This window comes from Ruegeria sp. HKCCA6837 (assembly GCF_013034475.1).
GTDB lineage: Bacteria > Pseudomonadota > Alphaproteobacteria > Rhodobacterales > Rhodobacteraceae > Ruegeria.
This window is the reverse complement of sequence record NZ_WQGD01000027.1, coordinates 1-25,789: the sequence shown is the minus strand read 5'-3', so window position 1 is coordinate 25,789 and position 25,789 is coordinate 1. Positions and strand designations below refer to the sequence as shown.

The following is a 25,789-nucleotide window of genomic DNA, read 5'->3' as shown; positions in this document are numbered from 1 at the left end:
TTCTTCGGATTTCAGCAGCAAACCTTGGGCCAAACCTGTTCCACCAATACCGGACGGTTTCGCGGCTCAAGTCGATGCCTCGCTCATGCAAGAGATCTTCGACATTCCGAAGCGAAAGCGGAAATCGGACATAAAGCATCACGGCCAGGCGGATGATCTCGGGACTGGTTTTGAAGTACTTGAAAGAGGCAGGTTTGGTCATTCCTAAACGCTACGCATACCCCCTGCCCCGCTCAAGCAAAGTTCTTCTGACAAGACCATTTAAGTGCTGCAGCCTTGTTTCGGCGCTTCGTTGCAACGGCTTCCAGCACCTCACCTTCCTGATCCACAGCCCGCCAAAGGTAGTGACGTTTGCCATTCACCTTCACAAAGACCTCGTCCACATGCCACTTCCATTTCGAGAACGCGCGCAGCTGCTGAACACGCTTTCTTCGGATCTCAGCAGCAAACATCGGACCGAACCTGTTCCACCAATACCGGACAGTTTCGTGACTCACGTCTATGCCTCGCTCGTGCAACAAGTCTTCGACATTCCGAAGCGAGAGCGGGAAACGGATGTACAGCTTCACAGCAAGGCGGATGATTTCGGGACTAGTTTTAAAGTATTTGAAAGAGGCGGGTCTGGTCATCGGAAAAAGCTACTCAACCTGCCCTGCTCAACCAAAGTTCTTCTGACAAGACCTTTCGACAAAGGCTGGTATAGTCTTTTGCTACACCGTGTCTTTCGTAGTTTGTCTCAATACCAAACGCGTTGAAGTCCGCGTGTGTTGTGCTGGCGTGGCACCATCCTGCAACCACAGCAAAACAGTGTCCGCAACTTGTTCTCCAAACTCAGAGACGCCGCAGTGTACGGTAGACAAAGCTGGCCAGCATTCTGATGCTTCCTTGATGTCGTCGAAACCGACAATCTGAAACTCCGTGCCAATCTTTATCTGAGTTTCATGGCAGGCATTAATCATCCCAAAAGCAACAAGATCATTGAAACAGACTGCGGCATCGCACGCAGGATGCTCTTTGAAGAGGTTGACCGTTGCTTCATGTCCAAATGATCGGCTGGATTCTCCTGTTTTTACAATAGGCTGAAAGTGGTTGTCTTTCATCGCACTGATATAGCCGGACAGTCTTTCCTGAGTGACTTCGGCACCATCCAGACCACCGACAAAGGCGATGTTCCGCGCGCCCGTTTCGATCAGATACTGCGTTGCCGCGCGTCCACCCTCGGAGTAATCAGGGGCGATAAAGGGAAATCTGCCTGTTTCGCTTTCAACCTGTCGCAAGACTTGCATCAACGGAATGCCAGCTCGCTCTACCGCGGAGAGGGTGTTTGTGACATCGCCATAAGCAGGCGATAGGATCAAAGAAGAAACACCGTGCTCAAGCATCGCGCCCACCACCTGATCCTGAAGTTCGGGGTCTTCGTTTGTGTTCGCCAATACGACCGCATAGCCTCGGGACGCCAGCGCCATCTGTAACGAAGTCGCAAACTCGGTGAAAAACGGGTTGGTTAGGTCGTTTATCACCAAACCTATTAGCGCCGTTCCCGTGGATCGCAGATTTGCCGCCGATCGGTTATAGACATACCCGATCTCTTTCATCGCGGTATGGACGAGCTTGCGTGTCTCCGGCTTCACCTGCGGACTGCCCTGCAACACAAGGCTTACCGTCGACTTGGAAACGCCCGCCGAGTTGGCGACATCTATGATCGTGGGTCTTCGCATTCAGGCTATTGTTCAACTCCATGCAAGCTGAGAAGCGTGGTCATCCGTGCTTTAGCCAGTTCAGGGTCTGAGAGTAAACCGGCCTGATCCGCCAATCTGAACACTTGCGCGTAGTGGCAGATATCACGGCTGGATTGGAACCCACCCGGCATGATGAAATGGGACTGGGCTCCGTTCAGCCATGCCAGATAGGCAATCCCGGCTTTGTAGAGCCGCGTCGGAGCCTTAAAAATCTCTCGACTGAGGGGAATAGTCGGTGCGAACAGCGCGTTGTAGCGATCCATGTCGCCCATAGCCAACGCCTCAAGCGCCTGGCTGGCGGCGGGGGCGATAGCAGCGAAAATGCCGAGCAGAGCGTGGGAAAAATGCGTTCCATCCCCGGCAATAAGATCGGCGTAGTTGAAATCGTCACCAGTGTAGAGGCGCACGCCGTCCGGCAATCGCGCGCGGAAGTTTTCTTCATGTGCCTGATCCAGCAAGGATATTTTTATCCCATCAACCTTGGCGGGATTTTCGTTTATCAGGGACAGCACAAAGTCGCTGGCCGCGTCGATGTCCGTGCTACCCCAATAGCCCGTCAATGCAGGATCGAACATATCGCCCAGCCAGTGCAGGATTACAGGCTCCGCAGCCCCATCGATCAGCGCGCGGTATACATCATGGTAGGTGTCCGGACCTGCCTTGATCGATGGGAAGGCGCGTGACGCCATGAGGATCAATTGCCCTCCGCCGGCTTCGATCGCCTCGGCCTGATGCTCGTAGGCTGACAGGATTTCACCTGCTGTGTTCAACGCGCTTAGAGGCAGGTGATCAGTCCCTGCCCCACAAGCCACCCGAGGCGACAACGGATGCGCCTGCGCAGCCTTCATTGTGCGCTGGATCAGCTCCAGCGCGGTCTCCCAATCGACGCCCATACCCCGTTGTGCGGTATCCATTGCTTCGGCCAGACCCAGCCCCTGATCCCAGAGTCCCTGACGAAATCGCAGGGTCGCTTCCCAATCAACTGCGGGACGCCCATCCCAGGGATTACGTTCCGCCAGCGGATCTGAAACCACATGAGCCGCCGCAAAGGCCGTGCGCGTCAGAGGCACCTGCGGCTTGCGCGGTACTAACGGCGTTCCGGTCAGCGCATAGGGTTCCAGCTGCCCCTCAGGATTTGGCAAAATCAATTTCACTGTCTCAAACCTCCAAATCCAGAACCAGAATGCCGTCGATGCCACCCACGGCGTTCTCGACCAGTTGCGCGCCCAGCGCCTTGTGCGTTTCGTTGTTCTGATAGGCCTCCAGCGCGGCCCAATCGTCGAAGTCGATCACGAAACCATGCATGTATCCGCGTTCGATCTGCTCGGGGCTCTCACTGCGGCCCCCGGTAAACCCGCTGGCCCCGGGAAGGGCCTTGGACACGTCCTCGAGACCTTTGTAGATGGCTCCGATTGTCTCCTCGGTCACGTCGGCGCGGAATTTGGTCAGTACGATATGGCGGATCATTTCTAGAAACCCTGATCTTGTTTGATCATGTCGGAAGCTTTTTCCCCGATCATGATTGTAGGTGCATTGGTGTTCGATGAATTGACCGTCGGCATAATCGACGCATCCGCGACGCGAAGCCCTTCGATCCCATTGAACCGCAGGCGCGGGTCCAGAACGGCTTCGGCATCGCTGCCCATACGACAGGTACCAGCGCAGTGGTGTGATGTTTTGGAGTGTACACAGATAAAATCGAAATAATCCTGCTCGGTCCGCACGTCCGGGCCCGGCAAACGTTCTGCCAAGATGTACGGTTTCAGCGCATCCTGAGCGAGGATGTTCTGCACCAGCTTCAGGCCCCGAATGGACATCTCGCGATCGTAGGGATCCGCCAGATAGTTGGGATCTATAAGCGGCATCATCGCGGGGTCCGAGCTTTGCAACCGGACGGTTCCGCGTGATCTGGGTCGCAGAAAACAGGCGTTCAGTGTAACTCCACCGTTGGGCATCGCCTCGACCCCTGCCTCAATGCCGGTACCAAGCCCCAGATGCATCTGAAGATCCGGCGAACGCGCATCCGGGTCTGCGTACCAGAACCCACCCGTTTCGAACAGGCTGGACGCGACCGGTCCCTTGCGGGTGAAAAGGTATTGCAGGCCTGCAAAAGCTGAAAGGTGCAGCTTAGCGAAACGGTCGTAGGTGTGTGGGCCGGTCACTTCGCAGATGGAATACAAATCCAGATGGTCCTGCAAATTCGCGCCCACCTGCGGCTGATGAAAAACCGCGTCGATGCCAAGGCTGTCCAAATGATCCGCCGGGCCAATTCCCGACAGTTGCAACAAGCGCGGCGAACCGATGGCACCTGAGGACAGAATAACCTCTTTCGCGGCGGAGATCTTGTCCCCATTCATCATCTCGACACCAGTCGCCCTGCCTTTGTCCACCACAATGCGGCGGACCTGTGCGCCAGTGCGCACGGTCAGGTTCGGGCGGCTGCGGTTCGGCGCGATAAACGCCATCGCAGCAGAGGATCGTCGCGCATTGCGCTGGGTCAGCTGATAGTACCCCGCTCCATCTTGTTTGGCCCCATTCACATCGCGTGTTTCAGGAATCCCTACTTCCCCAGCGGCCTTGATGTAGGCATCGCAGATTGGCAAAGGGGCTGCGGGCATGGACACGCCCAGCGGTCCGCCCTTGCCGTGAAATTCGTCGTCGTGGGCGTCGTTGTCTTCGGACTTTTTGAAATAGGGCAGCACGTCGGCATAACTCCATCCCTCGCACCCCATCTGTCTCCAGTCATCGTAATCCTGAGCTGCACCCCGCGTGTAGATTTGCGCGTTGATTGCAGACCCTCCGCCGATCACCTTGGCCTGGGTGTAGTTGAAGACCTTGTTCTGCATGTGCTTTTGCGGAACCGTGGACCAGCCCCAGCTGCCGATACCCTTGGTCATCTTCGCGAACCCGGCTGGTAAGTGGAAAAACGGGTGACGGTCGGTGGTGCCGGCCTCCAGCAACAGCACACGCGCCGACGGTTCTTCGGAAAGACGCGCAGCGATCACCGAGCCTGCCGAGCCGCCCCCAATGACAATGAAATCATATCCTTCAGACATTCTCATGTGCCCTGACTTACAGACGTGAAATCGACAAGCCGCCATCCACCGGGATGGCGGCGCCGTTCGCAAAGTGCATCTGCCCCTGAACCAGTGGGACGACAACGGACCCAATATCCTCGGGCTCACCCCAGCGTGCCGCGGGAACAAGACCGCCTTCGATACGGTCGGTGTACTTGTCGCGCACGCCCGCCGTCATCTCGGTCGCGATGATGCCCGGTCGCAGTTCAAAGACACCGATGCCTTCGGGGGCCAAGCGTACCGCGAACAACTGAGCCATCATCGCTGCGGCCGCCTTGGATACGCAGTACTCGGCGCGTTCGATCGATACCATTGTCGCGCTGACAGAGGTGACAAAGGTGATCGAACGATAGGTATCTTGTGGCTGCTCCAACATGCGCCGGGCCACCTCTTGCGCCAGAAAAAACGCGCCACGCAGGTTGATATTCTGCACGAAGTCCCAGTTCTCGGGCTTCAGATCCAGCATGTCGCCGCGCACTGGCGCCCCAACCCCTGCGTTGTTTATCAACGCGGTGATCGGGCCCAAATCGGCTTCGATCTGATCCAGTAGCGCCGAAACGTGATCAATGTCGTACACGTCGTGCTGCACATAAATGGCGCTTGGGCCTAACTCTGCCAAAGCCGCCTTAACGACTGGTTTGTCGGGCGCCGAGCGAGAGGCTATTGCGACCTTGTACCCCGCCGCGATCAAGGCGCGCGCCACCCCTAGTCCAATGCCCTGTTGTCCTCCGGTCACTAATGCTGTTCCGGTCATGCGGCGAACTCCGTTTCAATGATATGACGCCCCGAGCGGAGTGCGAGTGCGGCTATAGTGAGGGCCGGATTCACCGCCGCAGATGTCGGAAGAACTGACGCGTCGACGATGAACAGGTTCTTGTGGTCGTGGCTGCGACAGAACGTGTCGACGACACTGCTTGCCGGGTCATTGCCCATCCGTGCAGTTCCGCATTGATGCGACGGAGTTCGCCGATCAAATGGTCGCGACAGTACCACGGGAAACCCGGCCTGCTTCAGATGCGCCTTTAGCCGCGCAACCAAGGCCTCGTGCGCGGCCCAATTCGAGCGTTTCCAATCCAGCCTGATCTGGTCACCTTCGACCGTCACCCGGCTTTCTGGGTTCGGCAGATCCTCGGACATAGCATAGAAATCAAAACTGCGATTTGCGATCAGTGCTGCAATTGGACTCGGTAGATGGGTTTGCGACGCAAGGATCGGCCCAGTGATCTTTCCCAACATCTGAATGTTGCCCAAAGGCAAGCCACCCTGTCCGTCGCTGTTGTAATAGTCGTTGAACATCAGTGTCTTTTGATAGACTGCTCTGTTGCGACGAAGCGGGTGAAGGGCCAGCACCGCCGAACAATTGTGGTTCATGAAGTTTCGCCCGACCTGATCAGACCGATTGGCGAGACCGGTTGGGCAATTGTCGTTCGCGGATTGAAGCAATAGGACCGAGGACTGTACCGCACCTGCTGCAAGCACGATGACCGGCGCACGCAGGGTACCGTGGCCATCAACTTCGACACTTGTGACACGACCAATGGCATCAGCCTTCAATTTTCGGACACGCGCGTCAGTTAGAAGCTCGACATTCCCATGCTTCAATGCCTCGGCGAGTGCACAGGTTTCGGCGTCCATTTTGCCGCCGCATGTATTGGGAAACGCATCCCAAGTTGTTTGCCCAGCCCGCAACCAGGTTTCGATATCCACGCCCAAAGGCACTGAGGATGGCGTCAGGCCTGCGTGGCTTAGCCGGTTCCTCAGGTCTGCAATATCAACCTCATCCGGCACAGGTGGGTGCGGATAACCCCTACTGTGCGGCGGTTCGGTGGGGTCCTCTTTGGTGGTCCCACGTGCGTCGTAAAGCTGTTCCGCGGTGGTGTAATCCGCCTCCAGCTCTTCATAGGGCATGGGCCAGCCGTGCGAATAGCCACCCATATGCTGACGCGGCTCAAAATCCTCTTTCCGATAGCGTATCAAAGCTGCGCCGTAGAACTTGGAATTTCCACCAACGCAGTAGTAGTTTCCGGGGTTGAAAGGTTTGCCTGCTCCGTCCAGCCATGTTTCATCGGGGCGAAAGTGCCCATTGGCAAAGATCGCTTTTGGGTCTCGATCCTGAGGTGAGAGCTGCAACCGCTTGCCTCGTTCAAGGATCAGAATGCGACGACCGGACGAAGCCAACGCCGCAGCCAGTGTTGCCCCCCCGATACCCGACCCAATGATTATGACGTCAGCTCGATTCATGGAAGGATCCGCATCTCGCTTTCGGGATCAAAAGCCACGGCCTTTTCCATGTTCACTGCAAAGTTGAAATCCTGACCCGGTGCCACTTCGGCATCCGAACGCATACGCGCGATCACATCTCGTCCGCCCAATTGCATCGAGACGAAGGTGTCCGATCCAGCGGGCTCCGTCACCACGATACGGTTGGCCATCTGCGCGATGTTCGACGACTTTCGATCCGCGCCATCCATATCGGTGATTGTCTCAGGGCGGATTCCCAACAAGATCTCGCGCCCATCCCATGCGGCCAAGTTGTCCTGGCTGAACGGAAGTTGCGCCATAGATCCGTCGTGAACAGCGACCTCTGCATGAGGGCGGCCATTCAAAACCGCAACCTTGGCCGGTACCACGTTCATCGCAGGCGAGCCCATGAATGTTGCAACGAAGATATTCGCAGGTGTGTCATAGATTTCCTGCGGCGTACCCAGCTGTTGGACATAACCGCCGTTCATCACGGCGATCCGGCTTGAAAGCGTCATCGCCTCGATCTGGTCATGCGTCACATAGACGATGGTGGTCCCGAGATTTTGATGCAGCTTCTTGATCTCGGTTCGCATGTCGACGCGAAGCTTGGCATCCAGGTTCGAGAGCGGTTCATCGAACAGAAATACATCAGGGTTCCGTACCAACGCGCGACCCATTGCAACCCGCTGGCGCTGACCGCCCGACAACTGACCGGGCTTACGATCCAGCAACTGCTCGATCTGCAAGAGCTTGGCAACTTCTTGCATCGCTTTGTCGCGTTCAGGCTTGGGCACACCATGCATCTCAAGTCCGAAAGTGATGTTCTGCCCGACCGTCATATTGGGATACAAAGCATAGCTTTGGAAAACCATGGCAATGTTGCGGTTGGACGGGTGCACCCCGTTCATCACCTGATCCTTGATGCGGATTTCGCCGCTGGTGATCTCTTCCAGCCCCGCGATCATGTTCAGCAGAGTGGATTTGCCACAGCCCGAGGGACCGACCAGAACCAGGAACTCTCCTTCCTGCACCGAGATGTCGACCTTGTGCAGAACCTCGACCGCCCCGTAGGATTTGGTCGCGTTGTCTATGTCTAGAAAACCCATGAGGTCTTATCCTTTCACCGAACCCGCCATCAGGCCGCGGACGAAGTATCGACCGGCCACGATGTAGACGAGCAGAGTTGGCATGGCCGCCAGAATGGCGCCTGCAAAATGAACGTTGTATTCCTTCACACCGGTTGATGACTGCACCAGATTGTTCAATGCCACCGTCATCGGTTGGCTGTTGGCATCGGCAAAGGACGCGCCGAACAGAAAGTCATTCCAAATGTTGGTGAACTGCCAGATGATCGAAACCACGGCGATCGGCCCGGAACTGGGCAGAAGAATGCGCCAGAAAATCTGGAAGAACCCGGCGCCATCAATCTGCGCCGCGCGGATCAGCTCGGTCGGGAACACAGCGTAGTAGTTGCGGAAGTACAGCGTGGTAAAGCCAATCCCGTAGACAACGTGGACAAGTGCAAGACCCCAGGTGGTGCCTGCCAGCCCGATTATGCCCAACATCCGTGCCATCGGGATCAGAACAATCTGGAACGGGATGAAGCAGGCGAACAGCATCAGACCGAATAAGATGGTGTCGTACTTGAAGCGCCATTTGGTCAGCACATAGCCGTTCAACGCCCCAAGAATGGTCGAGACGATCACCGCCGGAACCACCATCTTGATCGAGTTCCAGAAGTAGGGCTTCAGCCCTGTCGGATCGACGCCGATCTGCGCCGAAGACCACGCCTTGAGCCACGGCTCAATCGTGAACACCTGCGGCAGGTTCATCATGCCGCCGCCGGTGATCTCTTCCAATGGCTTCACCGAGTTCACCAGCATGACATAGAGCGGCAGCAGGTAGAACAGACCGAACAGAAGCAGCACCAGATAGATCAACGTGCGCGTAACGCGGCCCGTTCGGATTGCGGTATCCTGAGTAGCTTGAGACATCAGCGTTTCTCCCGCAATTCGGCGTAAAGATACGGGATCATTATCGCGGCAATGGTCATCAGCATGATCGTGGCCGAGGCCGCACCGATCCCCATCTGGTTTCGCGTGAACGTGTAAGAATACATGAAGGTCGCGGGTAGTTCTGTGGCGCGACCGGGGCCACCCCCGGTCAGGGCGATGACAAGGTCAAAGGTCTTGATCGCCAGGTGACTGAGGATCACGAAGGCCGACAAGAAGGCTGGTCGTAGTTGCGGGATAATGATCCGGCGATAGAGGTTCCAGTTCGACGCGCCGTCCATCTGCGCAGCCCGCAGAATTTCATTGTCGATCCCACGCAGGCCAGCCAGGAACATTGCCATCACAAAGCCGCTCGTCTGCCAGACGGCTGCTAGAACAACTGTGTAGATGGCGTAATCACGGTTTTTTATCCAGTCGAACTCGAAGCTGGTCCAGCCCCATGTGTGCATCACGTTTTCCAACCCAATGCCAGGGTCAAGGAACCACTTCCAGGCTGTACCGGTGACGATGAAGCTCAGAGCCATCGGATAGAGGTAGATGGGACGCAGCAGCCCTTCCCCCCGGATTTTCTGATCAAGGAAGATCGCCAGACCCAGTCCGATACAGGTGCAGATCACGATATATAGGCTCGCGAAAATCCCCATATTGATCAACGAGGTTTCCCAATGGCTCAGCCGCCATAGTTTGTCGTAGTTTTCCCATCCGACCCATCCAAAGGACGGCAGGATGCGACTGTCGGTGAATGACAGGTAGACCGAAAACAGAATGAACCCGTAGACAAAGACCAGCATCATCGCCAGCGACGGTGACAGGACCAGCTTGGGTAACCAGTTCTGAAGGCGTGTCTTAAAATCCGCGTCGGCTGAAGCAGCCATGGCGCGCCCTCCTCGTTCGAGTCGTGTTAGATCGGAGCTTTTGCGCCCGTTTGGTGACAGGGCGGCCAGACCGCCGCCCCATCGGGAGGATCAATTGTGGATCACTTGGCGATCGAAACGGCGTCAACCAGTTCGGTCACGGCATCTTCGCTGCCGTACTCGCCGTTAAAGTGGGCGGTCACCACGTCATAGACGGCGTTCTTGACTGACGCGGGCGCGGCATGTCCGTGTGCCATCGAGCCGAAAAGGTTGCCTGACGAAGCCGCGGCGGCCAAATCTTTCATGCCCTGCTGACCACACGCATCCAGATCGCTGCCATCCACATCAGTACGAGCCGGGACAGAGCCCTTCACCTTGTTAAAGGCAATCTGGAAGGATGGCGACAGGATCGCGCTGGCCAGCGCGGCTTGCTCGGCCGATACCGGACCGCCCTGATCAAACATCATGAACTGGTCAGCGTTGAAGGTGACCTGATCCTGAGTACCCGGGAAGCGGAAGCACAAAAAGTCTTCGCCCGGCACTTTGCCCGCGTTCAGGAATTCGCCTTTGGCCCAATCACCCATCATCTGGAAGCCGGCTTCGCCGTTGATGACCATCGCTGTCGCCAGGTTCCAGTCACGACCCGAGAAGTTCTCATCCACGTTGTCGCGGATAAAGGCCATACGGTCGAAAGCTTCTTTCATCGCGTCGCCACCCAGCGCTTCCTCGTCCAAGTCGATGAAGGCCGCTTTGTAGCCGTCAGGCCCCAGCGTCGACATTGCGACAGCATCGAACACGGTCGCGTCCTGCCATGCCTGACCACCATGCGCGATCGGAGTGACACCAGCAGCTTTCAACGCCTCAACTGCGGCGACGAATTCGTCCCAGTTGGTGGGCTGTGCAATGCCGTTGGCGTCCAGCACCGCCTTGTTAGCCCAGACCCAGTTGGTCGAATGCACGTTCACAGGTGCCGAGACCCATTTGCCGTCATGCTTGGCGAAGGCTTTCAGCGCATCTGGGACGACGTCATCCCAACCTTCCTGGGCTGCCACTTCGTTCAGATCGGCCAGCGCGCCCTGATCGGCCCAGTCCAGAATGTCAAAGCCCAGAGCCTGAACGGCTGTTGGAGCGTTGCCTGCGGTGACGCGTGCGCGCAGAACGGTCATCGCCTGCTCACCACCGCCACCTGCAACCGGCATGTCGGTCCAGCCGATGCCCTGTCCGGACAGGTCGTCCTTGAGAACGTTCAATGCTGCAGCCTCGCCGCCAGAAGTCCACCAGTGCAGAACTTCCACGTCTTCAGCGTGCGCAAGGCTGGTCGTGCACAGTAGACCTGCCACAAACAGCGATTTTGTCTTCAAAAATTTACGCATTCTTGTTTCCTCCCTTAATGCGTTATTCTCACTCGGGACCAATCTGGTGCCCGGTCTTAGTCGTGCGGAACCCATGGCACCCGGCTGTTGCCGACGCGCATGACCACTGATTTCACTTCGAAGAATTCCTCGAACCCATATCGTCCGATTTCCCGCCCCTGCCCGGATTGTTTGACCCCACCGAAAGCGACCTCGGGGAACCCGTCCATCCAGGTATTGGTCCAGACCGTCCCCGCTTCTGCTCGGCGGGCAAACTCTAGGCAGGTGTGAACGTTTTCGCTCCAGACCCCTGCCGACAGACCGTAAGCGCTATCATTGGTGAGCGCGATGGCTTCGTCTAGTGTTTTGAAAGTCAAAACAGACAGAACAGGCCCGAAAACTTCATCGCGGGCAATGGGCATGTCGGGCGAGACGTTGGAAATCACCGTCGGCTGATAGAACTGAGCGCTGAGGCCTTCAACTTCCAGCGGCTCACCACCCAGATCAATAGTCGCACCGGAAGCTTGCGCCTGTTTAACATACGCGTCGATTTTTGAGTTGTGCTCGGACGTTACGATAGCCCCAACCTGCGTCGTCGGGTCCAGAGGATCGCCGAATTTGACTTTGCGCGAAAGGGCGATGACACGTTCGCGGAATTCATCGGCAATGTCCTCATGCACGATGATGCGACTGCTTGAATTGCAGCACTGGCCAACATTGAAATAAACACCGAACACAACCGCATCAGCAGCTGCATTCAGATCGGCGTCGGGAAAGATGACCTGAGGGTTCTTGCCCCCCAGCTCAAGCGCGACTTTCTTGAGTGTATCCGATGCTACTGCGCTGATCGTCTTGCCCACAGCCGTTGAGCCCGTAAAGCTGATCATGTCCACGCTGTCATGGCTCGACATTACACTGCCAACCGGAACTCCGTAGCCCAAAACGACATTACAGACACCTGAGGGCAAACCGGCTTCAACCAGCAGCTCGGCAAGTATCAAGGTTGTCGACGGTGTCATCTCAGACGGCTTCACAACAACGGTGCAACCAGCGCCCAACGCAAAAGGCAGTTTCTGACTGAGGATCCAGAACGGGAAGTTCCATGGCGTAATGATGGACACGACACCGATGGGTTCCTTCAGCACGACACCCATCATGTCTGAGCCAAGAGTGTTGTGGCTGTCGCCGTGTGTGCTGCGTGCCAATGAGGCCGCATAGCGCCAAAGATCTGCTGCACCGCCGACCTCGCCCTTGGATTGGCTGATCGGCTTACCGCTTTCCAGCGTTTCGATCAGTGCAATCCGGTCGACATTCTGCTCAATTAGGTCGGCAACCTTCAGCAAAACGGTGGCCCGTTCTTTGCCTGATGCCCGGCTCCAATCACCGCTGTCGAACACCTTGCGCGCCGCCTGGATTGCGGCCTCGGCTTCAGCCTCGCCACCCAAGGCCGAACGGCTGACGATGTGCCCGTGCGAGGGCGAGCGCCGTTCGAACGTCTCACCCGACGCGCTATTCTGCCACCTGCCATCGATGAGATGCCGACCTTCGAACAACGGCGGCAACTCGAACGGGATAGCAGGGTTGATGGTGATATCTTTCATATTGTCAAAGGCCCGAAAATGTGGGGTTACGTTTTTCCATGAACGCGGCAACGCCTTCTTCGCGGTCCGCTGAGGCAGCAATCGCTGCGCTACCAAGGGCTTCGACCACGGCATGAGTGTCTTCACCAACCGCTGCATGGATCATGTTTTTTGAGATTTCGGTGGCGCGAGGCGAAAGGTCGCTAAGTTCGGCGGTGATCTCAAGCGCGCGCGCCAGAACGTCGTCAGTCACCTCGGTCGCATAGCCCAAGGCCACGGCGCGGTCAGCACCAATACGGCGCCCAAAGAGTGCCATCTCTTTCACCGCAGCTTCGGGGATCAGCCGGGTCAACCGCTGTGTCCCGGACCAGCCGGGTACAATCCCGACCCGAGCTTCAGGTAAAGCCAGCGTGGACCGCGGGGTCATCAGGCGCAGATCGCAGCAACTGGCCAGCTCTAGCCCACCGCCGAACGCATGACCGTTGATCGCAGCAATTGTTGGCTTGCCGATCCGCGCCAGGCGGTCAAAGATGCGATGTCCATCACGGACCCAATGGCGCGCGAATTCGGCGGGTTTCAGACCACCCCAAGCGCCAATATCGGCCCCACAACAGAACGCTTTTTCACCCGCGCCGGTCAGAACAAGCGCACGAATAGATACGTCACGCTCGACCTCTGTCAGGCCAGCTTCCAGCGCGTGCAGCATATCTACAGTTAGCGCATTGAGCTTGGCCTCGTTGTCCAAAGTCAGGACGGCGGTTGCACCCTCGATATGAATGCGCAGTTTGCTCAAAGTGTCATCCCCATCGGGCCAACTGCGAATAGCGACTTGGGCATCTGAACCGCGTTTTCCGCGACTTTGACGCGACCGCCTGAAGCTTCGATAATATCGCGCTGCGCCTCAATGCCGGGCATGATTTCCGTCGCGACCAGCCCCTGATCCGTCAGGCGAATAACGCAACGCTCGGTTACATAGAGCACATCCTGACCGGTTTCCCGGGCACGTCGGCCCGAGAATGTGACATGTTCGACCTGATCCACCATCTTGGTGAATTTTCCGGGGGCATTCACACGGATACCATCATCCGCCAGATCAATCTTGGCGCCAGCTTCGAACCAGCCCGAGAACACGATCTTTTTGGCCCGCGTGGTTATATCGACAAAACCGCCGCACCCTGCTGTCAAATAGGGTTTTTTACCAAGTTTGGAGACGTTCACATTGCCTTCGACATCGACCTCGAGGAACGAGAGGAACGACATATCGAACCCGCCGCCCTGGAAATAGATGAATTGCTGTGGTGACGGCACATAGGCATGCGCGTTGGATGCGCACCCAAAGGCAAAGCCGGTTAGTGGGACACCACCGACGGCCCCCTGTTCAATCGCCCATGTCACCGCCTGAGGATGGCCTTCCTCCAACAAGACACGCGGAACCATTGCGCTGATGCCAAAGCCCAAGTTGGCGCTCATGCCGCTGCGCAGTTCTTGGGCAGCCCGTCGCGCGATGACCTTCTCGACACCGTGCTCGGCCAGCGAAAAACTGTCCCAAGGGCGCATAATCTGGCCAGAGATCGCCGGGTCATAGGGCGTCTCTGTCGTTTGCATCTGCTCTGGGTCTTCAACGATCAGATCGACCAGATGCCCCGGCACGCGCACGTCATGGGGGCGCAAGCTACCTGCAGCAGTCACACGTTGAACCTGTGCGATCACAAGCCCACCGTGGTTGCGTACGCAAATCGCTTGCTCCAATCCGCCCAGATAGGCACCTTCATGTTCATAGGTCAGGTTGCCAAACTCATCCGCCGTGGTTGCGCGCAAAACGCAAACGTTCGGGTTGATATTTGGGAAGTGCAACCAAGTCTGACCGTCGAACTCCTTTCGATTAACGATTGGAGCCGCCGCACCACGCTCGTTCATCGCGCATCCTTCGCGAACAGGATCCACGAAAGTCTCAAGCCCGACCTGCGTCAGAACACCAGGTCGATGCGCTGCGGCTTCGCGATGCATATCGAACAGAATTCCCGATGGCACGTTGTATGCGGCCACTCGATCTTCGACGATCATTTTCCAGATTTCCGGCATCTCAAGGCTCGAAGGGCCCGACGGGTATGATCCGGCGAGAACGCGACTTAGCAGTCCATCCTGCGCCAGATAATCCATGCCCTTTACGCCATACATATCCCCTGCAGCAATAGGGTGCAGCGTTGTAATGTTGCGCGGATGCCCTTCAGTGCGAAACCGCTCTCCAAGCGCCTTTAGAACAAGATCAGGGCAACCCAGAGCCGAAGACGATGACACAGAGACGACCGCATTGTCCGGGATGCGAGAAACGGCCTCGGAAAGAGAAACCAGCTTGGTCATCAGAAACCACCATAATCTACATTGATACGCCGACCCGAGGCTGCGGCTTCTCGCACACAAAGCGCCACGGACAACGATTTCACGCCATCGAGCCCGTCAGCCGCCGGGCGACCTTCGCCGGTGGTCGCGGCGACAAATTCTGATACGCCCTGAACGTAGAGCGAATGATCCGAAAACGGGATCTCTTCGCTTCCTGCTTCAGTCACCAGATTGATCGACCCAACGGGGCGCTGCGTCATGACGCCATCCGCAAAAATCGAACCCTTGGTTCCGTGAACTTGAAGGTCCGACCCGGCAAACGGGTGCGTAAAACTTTCATGTGTCATGACCATTGCGCCCGAGGGCATAGTCCAGACAGACATGCAGGAGTCTTCGACGCCCTGCCCCATCCCAGAAATGGCCATTTGCGCGACGACAGACACCGGGTCTTCATTGAGCAGGAAGCGGGTGACATCTGCATCATGAACAACGATGTCGGGTATCACGCCGCCACCAGCATCCGCAGAGTTGATACGCCACCCCTGCAAGTTGCCCGGCAGATGCACTGCGTGATGGATTCGTAGCGAGAGAACGTCTCCGACGCGCCCGGCTGCAATTAGGTCACGAATTGCGCGATGGCTGCCAGAGCAACGCAGGTGATGATTGGTTCCAAATGTCACGCCAGCCGTGTCAGCCGCACGCACCATTTCGATAGCTTCCGCTTGCGTCATCCCAAGTGGCTTTTCACACAGTACATGCTTACCAGCCGAAATGGCTGCCATTGCCTGACCGTGGTGTTTCTCATTGGTTGAGGAAATATAAACAGCCTGAACATTCTCGTCAGCAAATGCAGCGTCCAAGTCTGTGGTGGCATTGGGAATACCGTGTTCATTGGCCCAGGTTTGCACCCGGTCGGGCGAATTGCTGACGACCCAGGTCACGTCGTTGCCTGTCTGCTGACGCACCGCGCCCAGCATGTGTTGTGAAGCTATCGTACTCGCTCCGACAAAAGCCCAGTTCATCTGATTCCCCCGATTTTGGAACGTTCCAAATTTCTAGTGGAACGTTCCAAGTATGACAAGAAAAAACTCTTAGCGCGCTTTAAAGGTAAGAAAACATGGCTAAAACCGCGAAGCTTGGCACCTCATCAAAAGCAATCACAGGGAATCGAATTGCTTTATAGCGTGTCGGCTCTCCGACTGAGTCGCAGAGGTGCTGTCAGACGAATTCGAACCAGTCTCAGTTTGCTGCGGAAACCGCGGACCTATCCGGAACAAAGTTGACGCCACTCGCTAAGAGCGGCGGCGCGGGTCAGCTTGAAGGTGTCTCGACTGGCTAGCGATCTTTCCTGGTTGAAGTGGTTGTAGACAGAGGAAAGGACGGAGGCGAATTTCTGTAGACTTCGCATGCGCCTGAAACGCTGCATCGCGCGTTCGCGTCGTCGAAACCAGGTGCGAATTCTCGACGCGGTTGTTGAGCCACCTGCCCGTCTGTTGTTTTTCAAGCGCGCCCATTTCTCTGAGCGCAGCCTTGTAGGAAGCGAAGCGATCTGTGACGATCTCTTCGGCGCAACCGTGCCGCTTCATCAATTTCTTGAGGAATTTCAGTGCTGCGGCTTTGTTTCGACGCTTCGTGACGACGGCCTCAAGCACCTCACCTTCGTGATCAACGGCCCGCCAAAGATAATGCCGCTTGCCATTCACTTTCACAAAGACCTCGTCCACGTGCCACTTCCATTTGGAGAAGGCGCGCAGGTGCTGAACACGCTTTCTTCGGATCTCTGATGCAAACATCGGGCCAAACCTGTTCCACCAATATCGGACAGTTTCGTGGCTCACGTCGATGCCTCGTGCGTGCAGCAGGTCTTCAACATTCCGAAGCGAGAGAGGGAAACGGATGTACAGCATCACCGCAAGGCGGATGACCTCGGGACTGGTTTTGAAGTATTTGAAAGAGACAGGTCTGGTCATGGGCAAATGCTGCGCAACCGCCCTGCCCCGCTCAAGCAAAGTTCTTCTGACAAAACCATTCTGGCTCCGAAGCCCCCACGAAATTTTATGCATACCGACCAGTTCTAAAAAAGCACCTAATGCGGGCATGAGTTGCGCAAGTTGGAGACTGGAAAATCATTGAACATCGCAGGCGCGATCCAATTCAGGAAACTGTCGTCATCTATTAGATCAGCGAAGGCCGCGGTCATCATCCCTAGCTGAGAGATTAAATTGGCTTCACGCGCAGGATCGGCCTCTCCATGTGCGAATTCGCCTGGGTTATCCATCAGCCTCGTGGCCATCGCCCGAATACGCTCTGCCGAAACGGGATGTGAATTCTCCCGCCGCCCTTTCTCGCTTGCCGGGTCGTGCCACCAGGCAGCCTGATAGTACCAGAAGATGCCCATCGGATTGCCGCCCAGCCGCGCGAAATGATCAAGCGCAAAGGTGTCCGCCTCGGCTTCCTGCCGCTGACTCTCTGCACCCTCAACCCCAGTGCGATGATCAAGCAGGATATGCCCCAATTCATGTGCCAAAAGAAACTGCACACCTGACGAAAAGATCTTTCCGCTGAGATCGTAGGTGTAATTGTCAGCGAACAACTTGTCTCGATCCAGCCCAAACGCGACGAGTGGCGCAGGCAGGTTTTCATCGGCTCGAAGCAGCGCCGCCAGGTAGGTCTGAATGTACTCTTGCGGACATGAGCGGGACTCAAACCAGGCGTGCAACGTCGCGATGTCGTCATAGAAGCGCAAAGATGTCAGCGGCAAATGGATCTCCTGCCTCGCAGGTGCCGCATAGAACGACATCGGGCCCGGACCGCGTTCGGGAAATATCAATTTTACGTCGCTGGCACGGGCTCTGTACTCGGATGGCAGGCGAGGCACGATATCCTGCCACATCACAGACTGGATCGAAGGGACCGTACGTTCTCGAACACGTTGAATTTCTGCCGGGCTGTAGACGACCTCGGCTGTCGAAAAACCCGCGGTGACAATCCAAAGGAAAAAGACCTTCTTTAGCATCCGGTGTGCTTTCCATCAAAGAATTCAATCGCTTCCGGTGTCGGATTGGTGCCCAGGTTGGGATTGCGCGCCCAGTTTTCGAACTGAAGCACGGCACCCCAATTGCTGTCCCAAACTTCTCGCATGAGCTTCAGCTTGATTTCTGTCAGTTCAGATTGCGCAGGTGGACGTACGGTGGTCGAGGCCGCCAGGCAGTTGAGCGTCCAAATCTGGTGGCGGACACGCTGGCGCGCGTAGCTGCTGACCCCAGCCGCGGCGATGTCATGCGTTTGGGTGTTGACCGCGCCCGTGAACTGACCCGGAGCAGTTGCTTCCAAAGCGGCGGTCTGCCCGGAAACGGCTTCACTAGCAGGAGGTGGCGCGCTGTAGGAAATCGGGTGCGACAAGCTTACCCAGGCGTAGAGAATAACCGCCAACAGTGCGAAGACCGGCGTAGACAACGCCACTGAACCCGTGATGCCAAGCGAACCGCCATCCTTCAGCGTCACTCGCTGCACAGTTTTCCAGAAGCCGACGAGTACGACCAATGCCACGACGATAACAATTGCGGTCAGCAGCAGACGTTCGGACATACGGAAAACGATAATGGGGTTCAATCCTTCGAACATACCATAATCCCGTATCTGAATACGAAATCATACCACAGCGCGCGCTCGACACCAAAACTCGGCCCATCAGTCTTCTGCAGGAAGGTACACGCGGAGACGTGTCAAATCGATTTCTATTGAATGCTGTGGGTTTACTAAACGTGCGTCTGCCAGCCTTCAAAATCCCTTTGAAACGCTTCTGATCCGGGTCGCACCTGATTGTTGGGTCTCCGTAGCCGCCCCTCGCCCCAACATTCACCAGCAAAATCTGAGCTAAATTTTTTAATCCAAAACAGTTGTTTAGCGCGAACTTTTCCCTCACGTTTATCGCTGTTCCAGAATGTTGTTGATCAGAGGCCCAGATCTTCTGGTCCGTTTACCTCTCTTCGTGCGGCCATGCTTTCAAATTCACCACCTGCAACATCAAATGCTTGGAAGTCGCTGGTTTTCAAACCCGTCAGTTCGCCAATTACATGTATTGGCAATGCGCGCAGCTACTGAACACGCTTTCTTCGGATCTCAGCAGCAAACATCGGACCGAACCTATTCTACCAGTAGCGGACAGTTTCATGGCTGACATCGATCCCGCGTTCGTGAAGTAAGTCTTCGACATTTCGAAGCGAAAGCGGGAAACGGATGTACAGCTTCACAGCAAGGCGGATGATTTCGGGACTGGTTTTGAAGTACTTGAAAGAGGTAGGTTTGGTCATGGGCAAAAGCTACGCAACCGCCCTGCCCTGCTCAAGCCAAGTTCTTCTGACAAAACCTTCAACGTAATTGGCTTTTTGAATCATGGCCCGTGTCTAGAAGCGAAGTACTTAAGCGCCTTGGTCGGCGTTTCGATCTGGGCATAGTCGGTCTCAGGTATCGACACGCCTAAGCGCGCGTGCAGGGCCGTCACAAGGTTCAGAATATCCATCGAGTCGAGTTCCAGATCATCTTGCAGATGGTCATCATCAGACACATCCGCCGGTTCTATGTCCGGCGCGATTTTGTGGATTTCCTCCAGAAAAGCCTGTCTAATCTCACTATCGTTCATAGTTCCTCCGGTCTCGAAAGCTTATCGGCCAACACTGTAAGGAATTTTGAGGCCTGCCTGCCGTCGCAAACGCGGTGGTCTGCAGAGAGCACAAAGTTCGTGACCTCACGGGGGGCAACTTTCTCCCCATCCACCCAAGGGCGGATTTGTGGGGCACCGACCGCCAAGAGGGCGACCTGAGGAGGGAAAATCACTCCCGTCATGCTGTCGGCACCACTCTCACCAAGGCTGGAAATAGTGAGCGTTCCGCTGGTCAGTTCTGAACTACGCAATCGTCCAGAACGAGCACGCGTCACCAGATCACGCATCCCTTCCATGACCTCCTCAAGGGACATACGGTCTGCATTGAGGAGCGCTGGGGCGACCAGCCCGCCGCCACGGAGTGCGATGGCGACTCCTGTATTGATCTCGCTAGAGGGGACAAATTCTCCATTCACAATATGACCGTTCAGCGATTTGACGGCCTGCGCTGCGAGGGCGGCGGCCTTCACGATGGCCGCGCCGAGCAATATCCGTTCTGCCGGGGGCCGGTCCTTGTTGCGAGCGGCCAGCCATTCAGACAGGCCCTGAGTTTCGATCGTGTGCGAGACGTAGAAATGTGGAATTTCCTGCTTTGCGCGCGTCATCGCTGCGGCAACCGCCTTGCGCATTTCGGATAGGCCGTCCGTGGCTTGTTTGGAACTGGCCGCGTTTTTCGCGAAGATCTCGACATCGGCCAAAACAACTGCCCCATCCGGGCCGCTGCCTCGGAGTTCAGACAGCTTCAGGCCAGCATGTCGTGCTGCAACGCGGGCCGCCGGGCTGGCTGCCACAACTGCCGTCGGTCTGGGCGGCGTGGCCGAGACCTTTTGCACATCAGGGCCAAGCGATGGAATGTATGGAGGCGCAGTGTCGGCCGGGTCTGGCAAAACCGCTGACACTTCCGGCGTGTCCTCTCCTATACGGGCTAGCGGCTCTCCCACAGGAACGGTTTGACCGACTTGCGCCAGTAATTCTGAGACGTCCCCGGCTTCAAAGCTCTCGATTTCTATGGCGCCTTTCTGTGTCTCTACCACGGCGACGACATCCCCCCGGTGCACCTCGTCCCCTGGCTGAATCAACCACTCGACCAACGTACCGGCCTCCATGTCCGCACCGAGCGAGGGCATCCGAAAGATACTCATGTCAGCTTTGCCCCATCACACTTTTGGCCGCCGCGACAATCGCCGGAACCTGCGGTATCGAGGCGTCTTCCAGATGTTTCGGGTAAGGGATCGGAACTTCTTCCGAACACACCCTTCCAACTGGGGCATCGAGCGTCCAAAAGACCTGTTCGGTGATCCGGGCCGAGATTTCAGCTGCCAGCGAGCCGCTGCGCCATCCTTCGTCAACAATGACGGCGCGGCGCGTCCGGGCAACCGATCCCATGATTGTTTCGTCGTCAAGCGGACGTAGCGAGCGCAGGTCGATGACTTCAGCGCCAATCCCTTCTGAGGCAAGCGAATTTGCCGCCTCTAATGTCTTGTGGAGCGACCCGCCATAGGTAATCAGCGTCAGGTCTTTGCCCGGCCTGCGAATAGCTGCGCGGGAAATGTCGACAGGGCCTGCGCCCGAGTCGATTTGACCGCTCAGATTGTAGAGCATAACGTTTTCGAAGATCAGGACTGGATCGGGATCCTGCAGAGCGGTCCAAAGCATGCCGCGCGCATCTTCCAGCGTCGCAGGCGCGAGGACCTTAAGTCCCGGAATATGAGCGTACCAACCTTCAAGGCTATGGGAATGCTGGGCCGCGAGTTGCTTGCCCGCCCCGGTCGCCATACGGATGACCACCGGTACGCCGAACTGCCCTCCGGACATGTGCCGGAGGGTGGCTGCAGTGTTCAAAATCTGGTCGAGTGCCAAAAGGCTGAAGTTGACGGTCATCAGTTCAACGATGGGGCGCATCCCGGCACATGCAGCGCCGATCCCAGCCCCGGTGAAGCCTGACTCGGAAAGCGGCGTGTCACGCAACCTGTCCGCGCCGAATTTGTCCATCAGACCTTTGGAGACGGCATAGCATCCGCCATATGCACCGACGTCCTCGCCCATGAGGAAGACACGGGGATCGCGAGTCATGGCGTCGGAAATCGCGGCCCTAACGGCTTCGCGATAGGTCGTCTCGACCAGCTCACCGGTAGGGGAAGAGGCCTCAACAGTTGTTGCGGATGGCGCCATTACGTCCTTAGTTAACGACGACACAGGCTCCCAGGTTCCGGCCTCGGAAAAGGCTACGGCTTCGTCGATTTCGGCATCGGCTTGCTTTTCGAACTCCCGGATGTCTTCTTCGTGGATCAGCCTATTCTCTATGAGCCATGACTGGAAGCGCAGAATTGGCCCCTTTTTACGCCATTCCTCAACTTCGTCATTTGGTCGGTAAAGTTGGGCATCAAACATCGAATGCGCCCGGAAACGGTAAGTTCTACATTCGAGAAAGACTGGCTTTCCCGTTTCGCGGATTTCCTGCAGCGCCTGTGTTGCGGCCACTTCCACCGCGACAATGTCCATGCCATCGACCACACGCGCCTCGATCCCATAAGCGGCGGCCTTGCGGCTGACATCGGTCTCAGACTCGGAGCGCGCCAGGGCCGTTCCCATTGCGTAGCCATTGTTTTCGCAAACAAAAAGAACAGGTAGCCGCCACAGTACCGCGAGGTTAAGAGTCTCGTGGAACTCGCCCTCGGCCACGGCGCCTTCGCCAAAGAAGCAGGCCGTCACGCCCGTGTCGCCGCGCATCCGTTCGGCTAGAGCCAGCCCCGCAGCCAAGGGGAGACCGCCACCGACAATGGCATTGCCGCCATAGAAGCTCGTGGCGGCGTCAAACAGGTGCATCGAACCTCCGCGTCCGCCCGAGCAGCCTTCGGCCTTGCCATACATTTCGGCCATGACCGAGGACATTGAGACGCCGCGCATCAGCGCATGTCCGTGTTCTCGGTACGTGGCGACGACGCGATCTTTGTCCGACAAGAGCGGGATAATCCCAGCGGCAATCGCTTCCTCTCCATCATAGAGGTGCAGGAAGCCGCGAATTTTTTCTTGAGTGTATAGCTCCGCACATTTGTCTTCGAAACGTCGGATACGGATCATGTCACTCAGCAAGCGTTTCACATGGTCGCGGTCCAGTCTTGGTTTGCTTGTGGTCATTTCTCGTCCGTCTCCAATGTAGAGATGTCACCTTCTGGCAGACCAAGTTCGCGCGCCTTCAAAAGGCGGCGCATGATCTTGCCAGAGCGGGTCTTGGGAAGGGCATTTCGGAAAACGATCTCGCGGGGGGCCACAGCCGCTCCAAGCCGTTTGCGGGCAAGGCCGCGAATGTCGCGCTCTAGCTCCTCATCCGCGGTTTGGCCGGAATTCAGGGTCACGAAGGCTTTGACGATTTCGCCCGCTGTCTCGTCTGGAATACCAATCACAGCGGCCTCGGCGACGGCTTCATGCTCAATCAGCGCACTTTCAACCTCGAAGGGGCCGACCAGATGGCCCGACGTTTTGATTAGGTCATCGGCTCGACCGACGAACCAGAAATACCCATCACTGTCCCGCATCGCGAGATCGCCTGACAAGTACCAACCATCATTGAAGCATTTTTCGTACCGCGCCTGTTCGTGAAGATAGTCCCGCATCATCGAGGGCCAGCCCGGTCGCAGAGCAAGCTCTCCTATCTCGCCATCCGGTAATTCCCGCAAGCCACCGTTGTCTGGTTCCACAATGCCAGCAACAACGCCAGGCAGGGGTTTGCCCATCGATCCAGGCTTGATGTCATGCGCTCTAGTATTGGCAATCATGATGCCCCCGGTTTCTGTCTGCCACCAATTGTCGTGGAACGGACGACCGAATACCTCGTTGGACCAGACCACGGCTTCGGCGTTCAGAGGCTCACCGACGCTTGCAAGAAACTGCAGAGCACTGAAGTTGTACCCTCGTGCGGCCTCACTGCCAGCGCGCATCATCATGCGGATGGCTGTTGGGGCTGAATACCAGACCTCAACGCGTTCCCTTTCAACGATCCCATACCAGCGTTCGAGATTGAATTCTGCCTCGTCCACGATCATCGTCACGCGGTTCACCAGTGGTGAGATAATCCCGTAGGTCGTTCCGGTGACCCAGCCCGGGTCAGCGGTGCACCAGTAGGTCACGCCGGGCTGCAGTTCGAGCGCGTATCGACCCGAGAGCGCGTGGTGCTGAACTGCGCCATGCACGTGAACCGCACCTTTTGGCCTCCCGGTGGTACCCGAGGTGAAGTGAATCAATGCCGGGTCTTCCGTCTGTGTGTGGGCAGCCAGAAATTCTGTCGAGGCCTCTTGCAATGCCGGGGCCAGAGCGACGCAATCATCAGGAGCTTCGTCGCCAACGATGAGGACCAAACGCAGCGACGTCATTTCCTGACGCCACGATGCGATTTTGCGTTTGTAGAGTGATTTAGTCGTGACCAGAACATTGGCATCGCCGATTTCCATCCTGGTTCTCAGGGGTTCTGGCCCAAAGGCGGCAAAGAGTGGCGTAAAGACCATCCCGGCCTTTAAAGTGCCAAGGGCCGCAGCATAAAGCTCAGGCCGCCGCCCCATCGCGACAAAGACGCGGTCCCCTTTTTGTTGTCCGTGGTCGTAGAGCAGATTTGCAAACCGCGACGACATGGCTGCGAGATCTCCATAGCTGAGCGTTTGCTGCGCTCCCTCCTTGGATAGCCAGATCAGGGCAGTATGGTCTCCATGCCCCTGCGCTAAATGGCGATCGACAGCTTCAAACCCGATGTTGATCGAGCCATCTGGCAAACCTGTGAGAAGTCCGCGGCCAAGGTCGTTTGTCGGCTGCTCTAGGGCATCCGAGGTTGGTTGCCAACACGCAGCGGCGCGCTCTTCGGGTGATTTCCCAATGATGCTCATTGCTACATCCTCCCGCAGAAAGTCTGGTGGGGAGGTCTGGGGGAAAGCAATGACTCAAATCAAAGCGCGCAATATAGCGGACGGCTTCATGGCTGACATCGATCCCGCGCTCGTGCAGCAGATCTTCAACATTTCGAAGCGAGAGCGGAAATCGGATGTACAGAATCACCGCAAGGCGGATGATCTCAGGGCTAGTTTTGAAGTACTTTAAGGAGGCAGGTTTGGTCATGTCCGAAGGCTATGCAACCGCCCTGCCCCGCTCAAGCAAAGTTCTTCTGACAAGACCAGCTACGTAACCGCCCTGCCCTGCTCAAGCCAAGTTATTCTGACAAGACCCTTTAATTGCTCGCGCCCCGCGCGGCCTGAGGGTTCTCAGTCAGAAAACCTCGCAAAACGGTGAAGAGATCCCTCGCATGTTGAATATCGTCAGCATGCATTGCAGCGCGAATATCGTCGCAGATCATTTCATGTACTTTTTGCGGCCCGTGGTGAATTTGCATAAGGTAATTCCCCATTAGCGCGGCGTCGTATGTGGTGAAATGCTCGTGTTCAGCGAGCGCGTCGATCTCTGCCCTCGTGAGCGCGGACATGTCTTCGATATCTTCAGCCGAAATCATGGTTCTTTGCCTCCCAATGAAAGAACATTAACAATCCGATCGACGCAGCACATTGATTTGGCTCAAACGTCGCTGGTCAAGCTGGATTGGATATAACAACAACTGGGCGACCGATGCGGACCCCTCATGGACTTTTTGACTAATGATTTCTGATCCAAGAAAGCCACCGCTGAACCACACTAAAAATGGTGCTGTCAGACGAATTCTAGCTAGTCTCAGTTTGCCGCTGAAACTGCGAAGCTATTCGGAAAAAAGTTGACGCCACTCGGCAAGAGCAGCGGTGCGTGTCAGCTTGAAGGAGTCTCGGCTGCTGAGCGATCTTTCCTGATTGAAGTGGTTGTAGACGCAGGAATGGACGGCGGCGAACTTCTGCAAACTTCGGATGCGCCTGAAACGTTGCATCGCGCGTTCGCGTCGTCGGAACGGCGAGTGCGAAT

The 25,789-nt window shown here is 56.6% G+C and carries 21 protein-coding genes and 6 pseudogenes; all 27 read right to left on the bottom strand.

What is annotated here, in order from left to right; translation table 11 throughout:
* Positions 1 to 202: pseudogene (locus GOV91_RS21190) on the bottom strand (IS6 family transposase); the annotation flags it as partial.
* A gap of 55 nt (positions 203 to 257) precedes the next feature.
* Positions 258 to 629, bottom strand: a pseudogene (locus GOV91_RS21185) (IS6 family transposase); the annotation flags it as partial.
* An 81-nt stretch (positions 630 to 710) separates the two neighbouring features.
* A complete protein-coding gene (locus tag GOV91_RS21180; RefSeq protein WP_171236927.1) occupies positions 711 to 1,718 on the bottom strand; it encodes a LacI family DNA-binding transcriptional regulator in 1,008 nt (335 codons plus the stop codon).
* A 5-nt stretch (positions 1,719 to 1,723) separates the two neighbouring features.
* On the bottom strand, positions 1,724 to 2,893 hold the full coding sequence (locus GOV91_RS21175; RefSeq protein ID WP_171236926.1) for a dihydrodipicolinate synthase family protein: 1,170 nt from the start codon (positions 2,891 to 2,893) through the stop codon (positions 1,724 to 1,726).
* Between the two features lie 4 nt (positions 2,894 to 2,897).
* Positions 2,898 to 3,206 carry a Dabb family protein gene (locus tag GOV91_RS21170; protein WP_171189140.1) on the bottom strand — a complete coding sequence of 103 codons (309 nt, stop codon included), beginning with the start codon at positions 3,204 to 3,206 and terminating at the stop codon, positions 2,898 to 2,900.
* A gap of 2 nt (positions 3,207 to 3,208) precedes the next feature.
* Positions 3,209 to 4,795: a GMC family oxidoreductase gene (locus tag GOV91_RS21165; RefSeq protein ID WP_171236925.1), complete on the bottom strand. Its 1,587-nt coding sequence runs from the start codon at positions 4,793 to 4,795 to the stop codon at positions 3,209 to 3,211.
* Between the two features lie 16 nt (positions 4,796 to 4,811).
* Complete coding sequence (locus GOV91_RS21160) at positions 4,812 to 5,570, bottom strand: 3-ketoacyl-ACP reductase (protein ID WP_171236924.1); 759 nt, start codon at positions 5,568 to 5,570, stop codon at positions 4,812 to 4,814.
* On the bottom strand, positions 5,567 to 7,057 hold the full coding sequence (locus GOV91_RS21155) for a GMC oxidoreductase (protein ID WP_171236923.1): 1,491 nt from the start codon (positions 7,055 to 7,057) through the stop codon (positions 5,567 to 5,569). Before GOV91_RS21155 ends, GOV91_RS21160 begins: the two co-directional genes overlap by 4 nt.
* A complete protein-coding gene (locus GOV91_RS21150) occupies positions 7,054 to 8,166 on the bottom strand; it encodes an ABC transporter ATP-binding protein (protein ID WP_171236922.1) in 1,113 nt (370 codons plus the stop codon). The genes GOV91_RS21155 and GOV91_RS21150 overlap by 4 nt, the downstream gene beginning before the upstream one ends.
* Before the next feature lie 6 nt (positions 8,167 to 8,172).
* Positions 8,173 to 9,054, bottom strand: a complete 882-nt coding sequence (locus GOV91_RS21145; RefSeq protein ID WP_068340098.1) for a carbohydrate ABC transporter permease — start codon at positions 9,052 to 9,054, stop codon at positions 8,173 to 8,175.
* Complete coding sequence (locus GOV91_RS21140; RefSeq protein ID WP_171236921.1) at positions 9,054 to 9,947, bottom strand: carbohydrate ABC transporter permease; 894 nt, start codon at positions 9,945 to 9,947, stop codon at positions 9,054 to 9,056. The genes GOV91_RS21145 and GOV91_RS21140 overlap by 1 nt, the downstream gene beginning before the upstream one ends.
* A 101-nt stretch (positions 9,948 to 10,048) precedes the next feature.
* On the bottom strand, positions 10,049 to 11,299 hold the full coding sequence (locus tag GOV91_RS21135; protein WP_171236920.1) for an ABC transporter substrate-binding protein: 1,251 nt from the start codon (positions 11,297 to 11,299) through the stop codon (positions 10,049 to 10,051).
* Between the two features lie 56 nt (positions 11,300 to 11,355).
* Positions 11,356 to 12,879 carry an aldehyde dehydrogenase family protein gene (locus GOV91_RS21130; protein WP_171236919.1) on the bottom strand — a complete coding sequence of 508 codons (1,524 nt, stop codon included), beginning with the start codon at positions 12,877 to 12,879 and terminating at the stop codon, positions 11,356 to 11,358.
* Positions 12,880 to 12,883: 4 nt separating this feature from the next.
* The gene (locus GOV91_RS21125; protein ID WP_171236918.1) at positions 12,884 to 13,651 is read right to left on the bottom strand and encodes an enoyl-CoA hydratase/isomerase family protein; all 768 of its coding nucleotides are present in this window, start codon (positions 13,649 to 13,651) and stop codon (positions 12,884 to 12,886) included.
* Entirely contained in the window at positions 13,648 to 15,219 is a 1,572-nt protein-coding gene (locus GOV91_RS21120) for an acyl CoA:acetate/3-ketoacid CoA transferase (protein WP_171236917.1), read from the bottom strand. The genes GOV91_RS21125 and GOV91_RS21120 overlap by 4 nt, the downstream gene beginning before the upstream one ends.
* Positions 15,219 to 16,220, bottom strand: coding sequence for a Gfo/Idh/MocA family protein (locus GOV91_RS21115; RefSeq protein WP_171236916.1), 1,002 nt, complete (start codon positions 16,218 to 16,220; stop codon positions 15,219 to 15,221). The genes GOV91_RS21120 and GOV91_RS21115 overlap by 1 nt, the downstream gene beginning before the upstream one ends.
* A gap of 242 nt (positions 16,221 to 16,462) precedes the next feature.
* Positions 16,463 to 17,168: pseudogene (locus GOV91_RS21110) on the bottom strand (IS6 family transposase).
* Positions 17,169 to 17,284: 116 nt separating this feature from the next.
* Positions 17,285 to 18,214 (bottom strand): hypothetical protein, encoded by a 930-nt coding sequence (locus tag GOV91_RS21105; RefSeq protein WP_171236915.1) that lies wholly within the window; start codon positions 18,212 to 18,214, stop codon positions 17,285 to 17,287.
* On the bottom strand, positions 18,208 to 18,822 hold the full coding sequence (locus GOV91_RS21100; RefSeq protein ID WP_171175022.1) for a hypothetical protein: 615 nt from the start codon (positions 18,820 to 18,822) through the stop codon (positions 18,208 to 18,210). The genes GOV91_RS21105 and GOV91_RS21100 overlap by 7 nt, the downstream gene beginning before the upstream one ends.
* A gap of 530 nt (positions 18,823 to 19,352) precedes the next feature.
* Positions 19,353 to 19,511: pseudogene (locus GOV91_RS21095) on the bottom strand (IS6 family transposase); the annotation flags it as partial.
* A gap of 80 nt (positions 19,512 to 19,591) precedes the next feature.
* Complete coding sequence (locus GOV91_RS21090; RefSeq protein ID WP_171236914.1) at positions 19,592 to 19,840, bottom strand: acyl carrier protein; 249 nt, start codon at positions 19,838 to 19,840, stop codon at positions 19,592 to 19,594.
* On the bottom strand, positions 19,837 to 21,003 hold the full coding sequence (locus tag GOV91_RS21085) for a dihydrolipoamide acetyltransferase family protein (protein ID WP_171236913.1): 1,167 nt from the start codon (positions 21,001 to 21,003) through the stop codon (positions 19,837 to 19,839). Before GOV91_RS21085 ends, GOV91_RS21090 begins: the two co-directional genes overlap by 4 nt.
* A gap of 1 nt (position 21,004) precedes the next feature.
* Positions 21,005 to 22,999 carry a pyruvate dehydrogenase (acetyl-transferring) E1 component subunit alpha gene (gene pdhA, locus GOV91_RS21080; RefSeq protein ID WP_171236912.1) on the bottom strand — a complete coding sequence of 665 codons (1,995 nt, stop codon included), beginning with the start codon at positions 22,997 to 22,999 and terminating at the stop codon, positions 21,005 to 21,007.
* Complete coding sequence (gene acsA / locus GOV91_RS21075) at positions 22,996 to 24,735, bottom strand: acetate--CoA ligase (RefSeq protein WP_171236911.1); 1,740 nt, start codon at positions 24,733 to 24,735, stop codon at positions 22,996 to 22,998. The genes pdhA and acsA overlap by 4 nt, the downstream gene beginning before the upstream one ends.
* Before the next feature lie 76 nt (positions 24,736 to 24,811).
* Positions 24,812 to 24,964 (bottom strand): annotated as a pseudogene (locus GOV91_RS22790) (IS6 family transposase); the annotation flags it as partial.
* Between the two features lie 109 nt (positions 24,965 to 25,073).
* Positions 25,074 to 25,352 (bottom strand): hypothetical protein, encoded by a 279-nt coding sequence (locus GOV91_RS21065; protein WP_171236909.1) that lies wholly within the window; start codon positions 25,350 to 25,352, stop codon positions 25,074 to 25,076.
* 240 nt (positions 25,353 to 25,592) lie between these two features.
* Positions 25,593 to 25,789, bottom strand: a pseudogene (locus GOV91_RS22605) (IS6 family transposase); the annotation flags it as partial.

Excerpts from the sequence above, each read along its gene's own strand:
- GOV91_RS21180 (WP_171236927.1), bottom strand. The coding sequence starts at position 1,718 with ATGCGAAGACCCACGATCATAGATGTCGCCAACTCGGCGGGCGTTTCC.
- GOV91_RS21170 (WP_171189140.1), bottom strand. The coding sequence starts at position 3,206 with ATGATCCGCCATATCGTACTGACCAAATTCCGCGCCGACGTGACCGAG.
- GOV91_RS21165 (WP_171236925.1), bottom strand. The coding sequence starts at position 4,795 with ATGTCTGAAGGATATGATTTCATTGTCATTGGGGGCGGCTCGGCAGGC.
- GOV91_RS21160 (WP_171236924.1), bottom strand. The coding sequence starts at position 5,570 with ATGACCGGAACAGCATTAGTGACCGGAGGACAACAGGGCATTGGACTA.
- GOV91_RS21155 (WP_171236923.1), bottom strand. The coding sequence starts at position 7,057 with ATGAATCGAGCTGACGTCATAATCATTGGGTCGGGTATCGGGGGGGCA.
- GOV91_RS21150 (WP_171236922.1), bottom strand. The coding sequence starts at position 8,166 with ATGGGTTTTCTAGACATAGACAACGCGACCAAATCCTACGGGGCGGTC.
- GOV91_RS21145 (WP_068340098.1), bottom strand. The coding sequence starts at position 9,054 with ATGTCTCAAGCTACTCAGGATACCGCAATCCGAACGGGCCGCGTTACG.
- GOV91_RS21140 (WP_171236921.1), bottom strand. The coding sequence starts at position 9,947 with ATGGCTGCTTCAGCCGACGCGGATTTTAAGACACGCCTTCAGAACTGG.
- GOV91_RS21135 (WP_171236920.1), bottom strand. The coding sequence starts at position 11,299 with ATGCGTAAATTTTTGAAGACAAAATCGCTGTTTGTGGCAGGTCTACTG.
- GOV91_RS21130 (WP_171236919.1), bottom strand. The coding sequence starts at position 12,879 with ATGAAAGATATCACCATCAACCCTGCTATCCCGTTCGAGTTGCCGCCG.
- GOV91_RS21120 (WP_171236917.1), bottom strand. The coding sequence starts at position 15,219 with ATGACCAAGCTGGTTTCTCTTTCCGAGGCCGTTTCTCGCATCCCGGAC.
- GOV91_RS21115 (WP_171236916.1), bottom strand. The coding sequence starts at position 16,220 with ATGAACTGGGCTTTTGTCGGAGCGAGTACGATAGCTTCACAACACATG.
- GOV91_RS21105 (WP_171236915.1), bottom strand. The coding sequence starts at position 18,214 with ATGCTAAAGAAGGTCTTTTTCCTTTGGATTGTCACCGCGGGTTTTTCG.
- GOV91_RS21100 (WP_171175022.1), bottom strand. The coding sequence starts at position 18,822 with ATGTTCGAAGGATTGAACCCCATTATCGTTTTCCGTATGTCCGAACGT.
- GOV91_RS21090 (WP_171236914.1), bottom strand. The coding sequence starts at position 19,840 with ATGAACGATAGTGAGATTAGACAGGCTTTTCTGGAGGAAATCCACAAA.
- GOV91_RS21085 (WP_171236913.1), bottom strand. The coding sequence starts at position 21,003 with ATGAGTATCTTTCGGATGCCCTCGCTCGGTGCGGACATGGAGGCCGGT.
- pdhA (WP_171236912.1), bottom strand. The coding sequence starts at position 22,999 with ATGACCACAAGCAAACCAAGACTGGACCGCGACCATGTGAAACGCTTG.
- acsA (WP_171236911.1), bottom strand. The coding sequence starts at position 24,735 with ATGAGCATCATTGGGAAATCACCCGAAGAGCGCGCCGCTGCGTGTTGG.
- GOV91_RS21065 (WP_171236909.1), bottom strand. The coding sequence starts at position 25,352 with ATGATTTCGGCTGAAGATATCGAAGACATGTCCGCGCTCACGAGGGCA.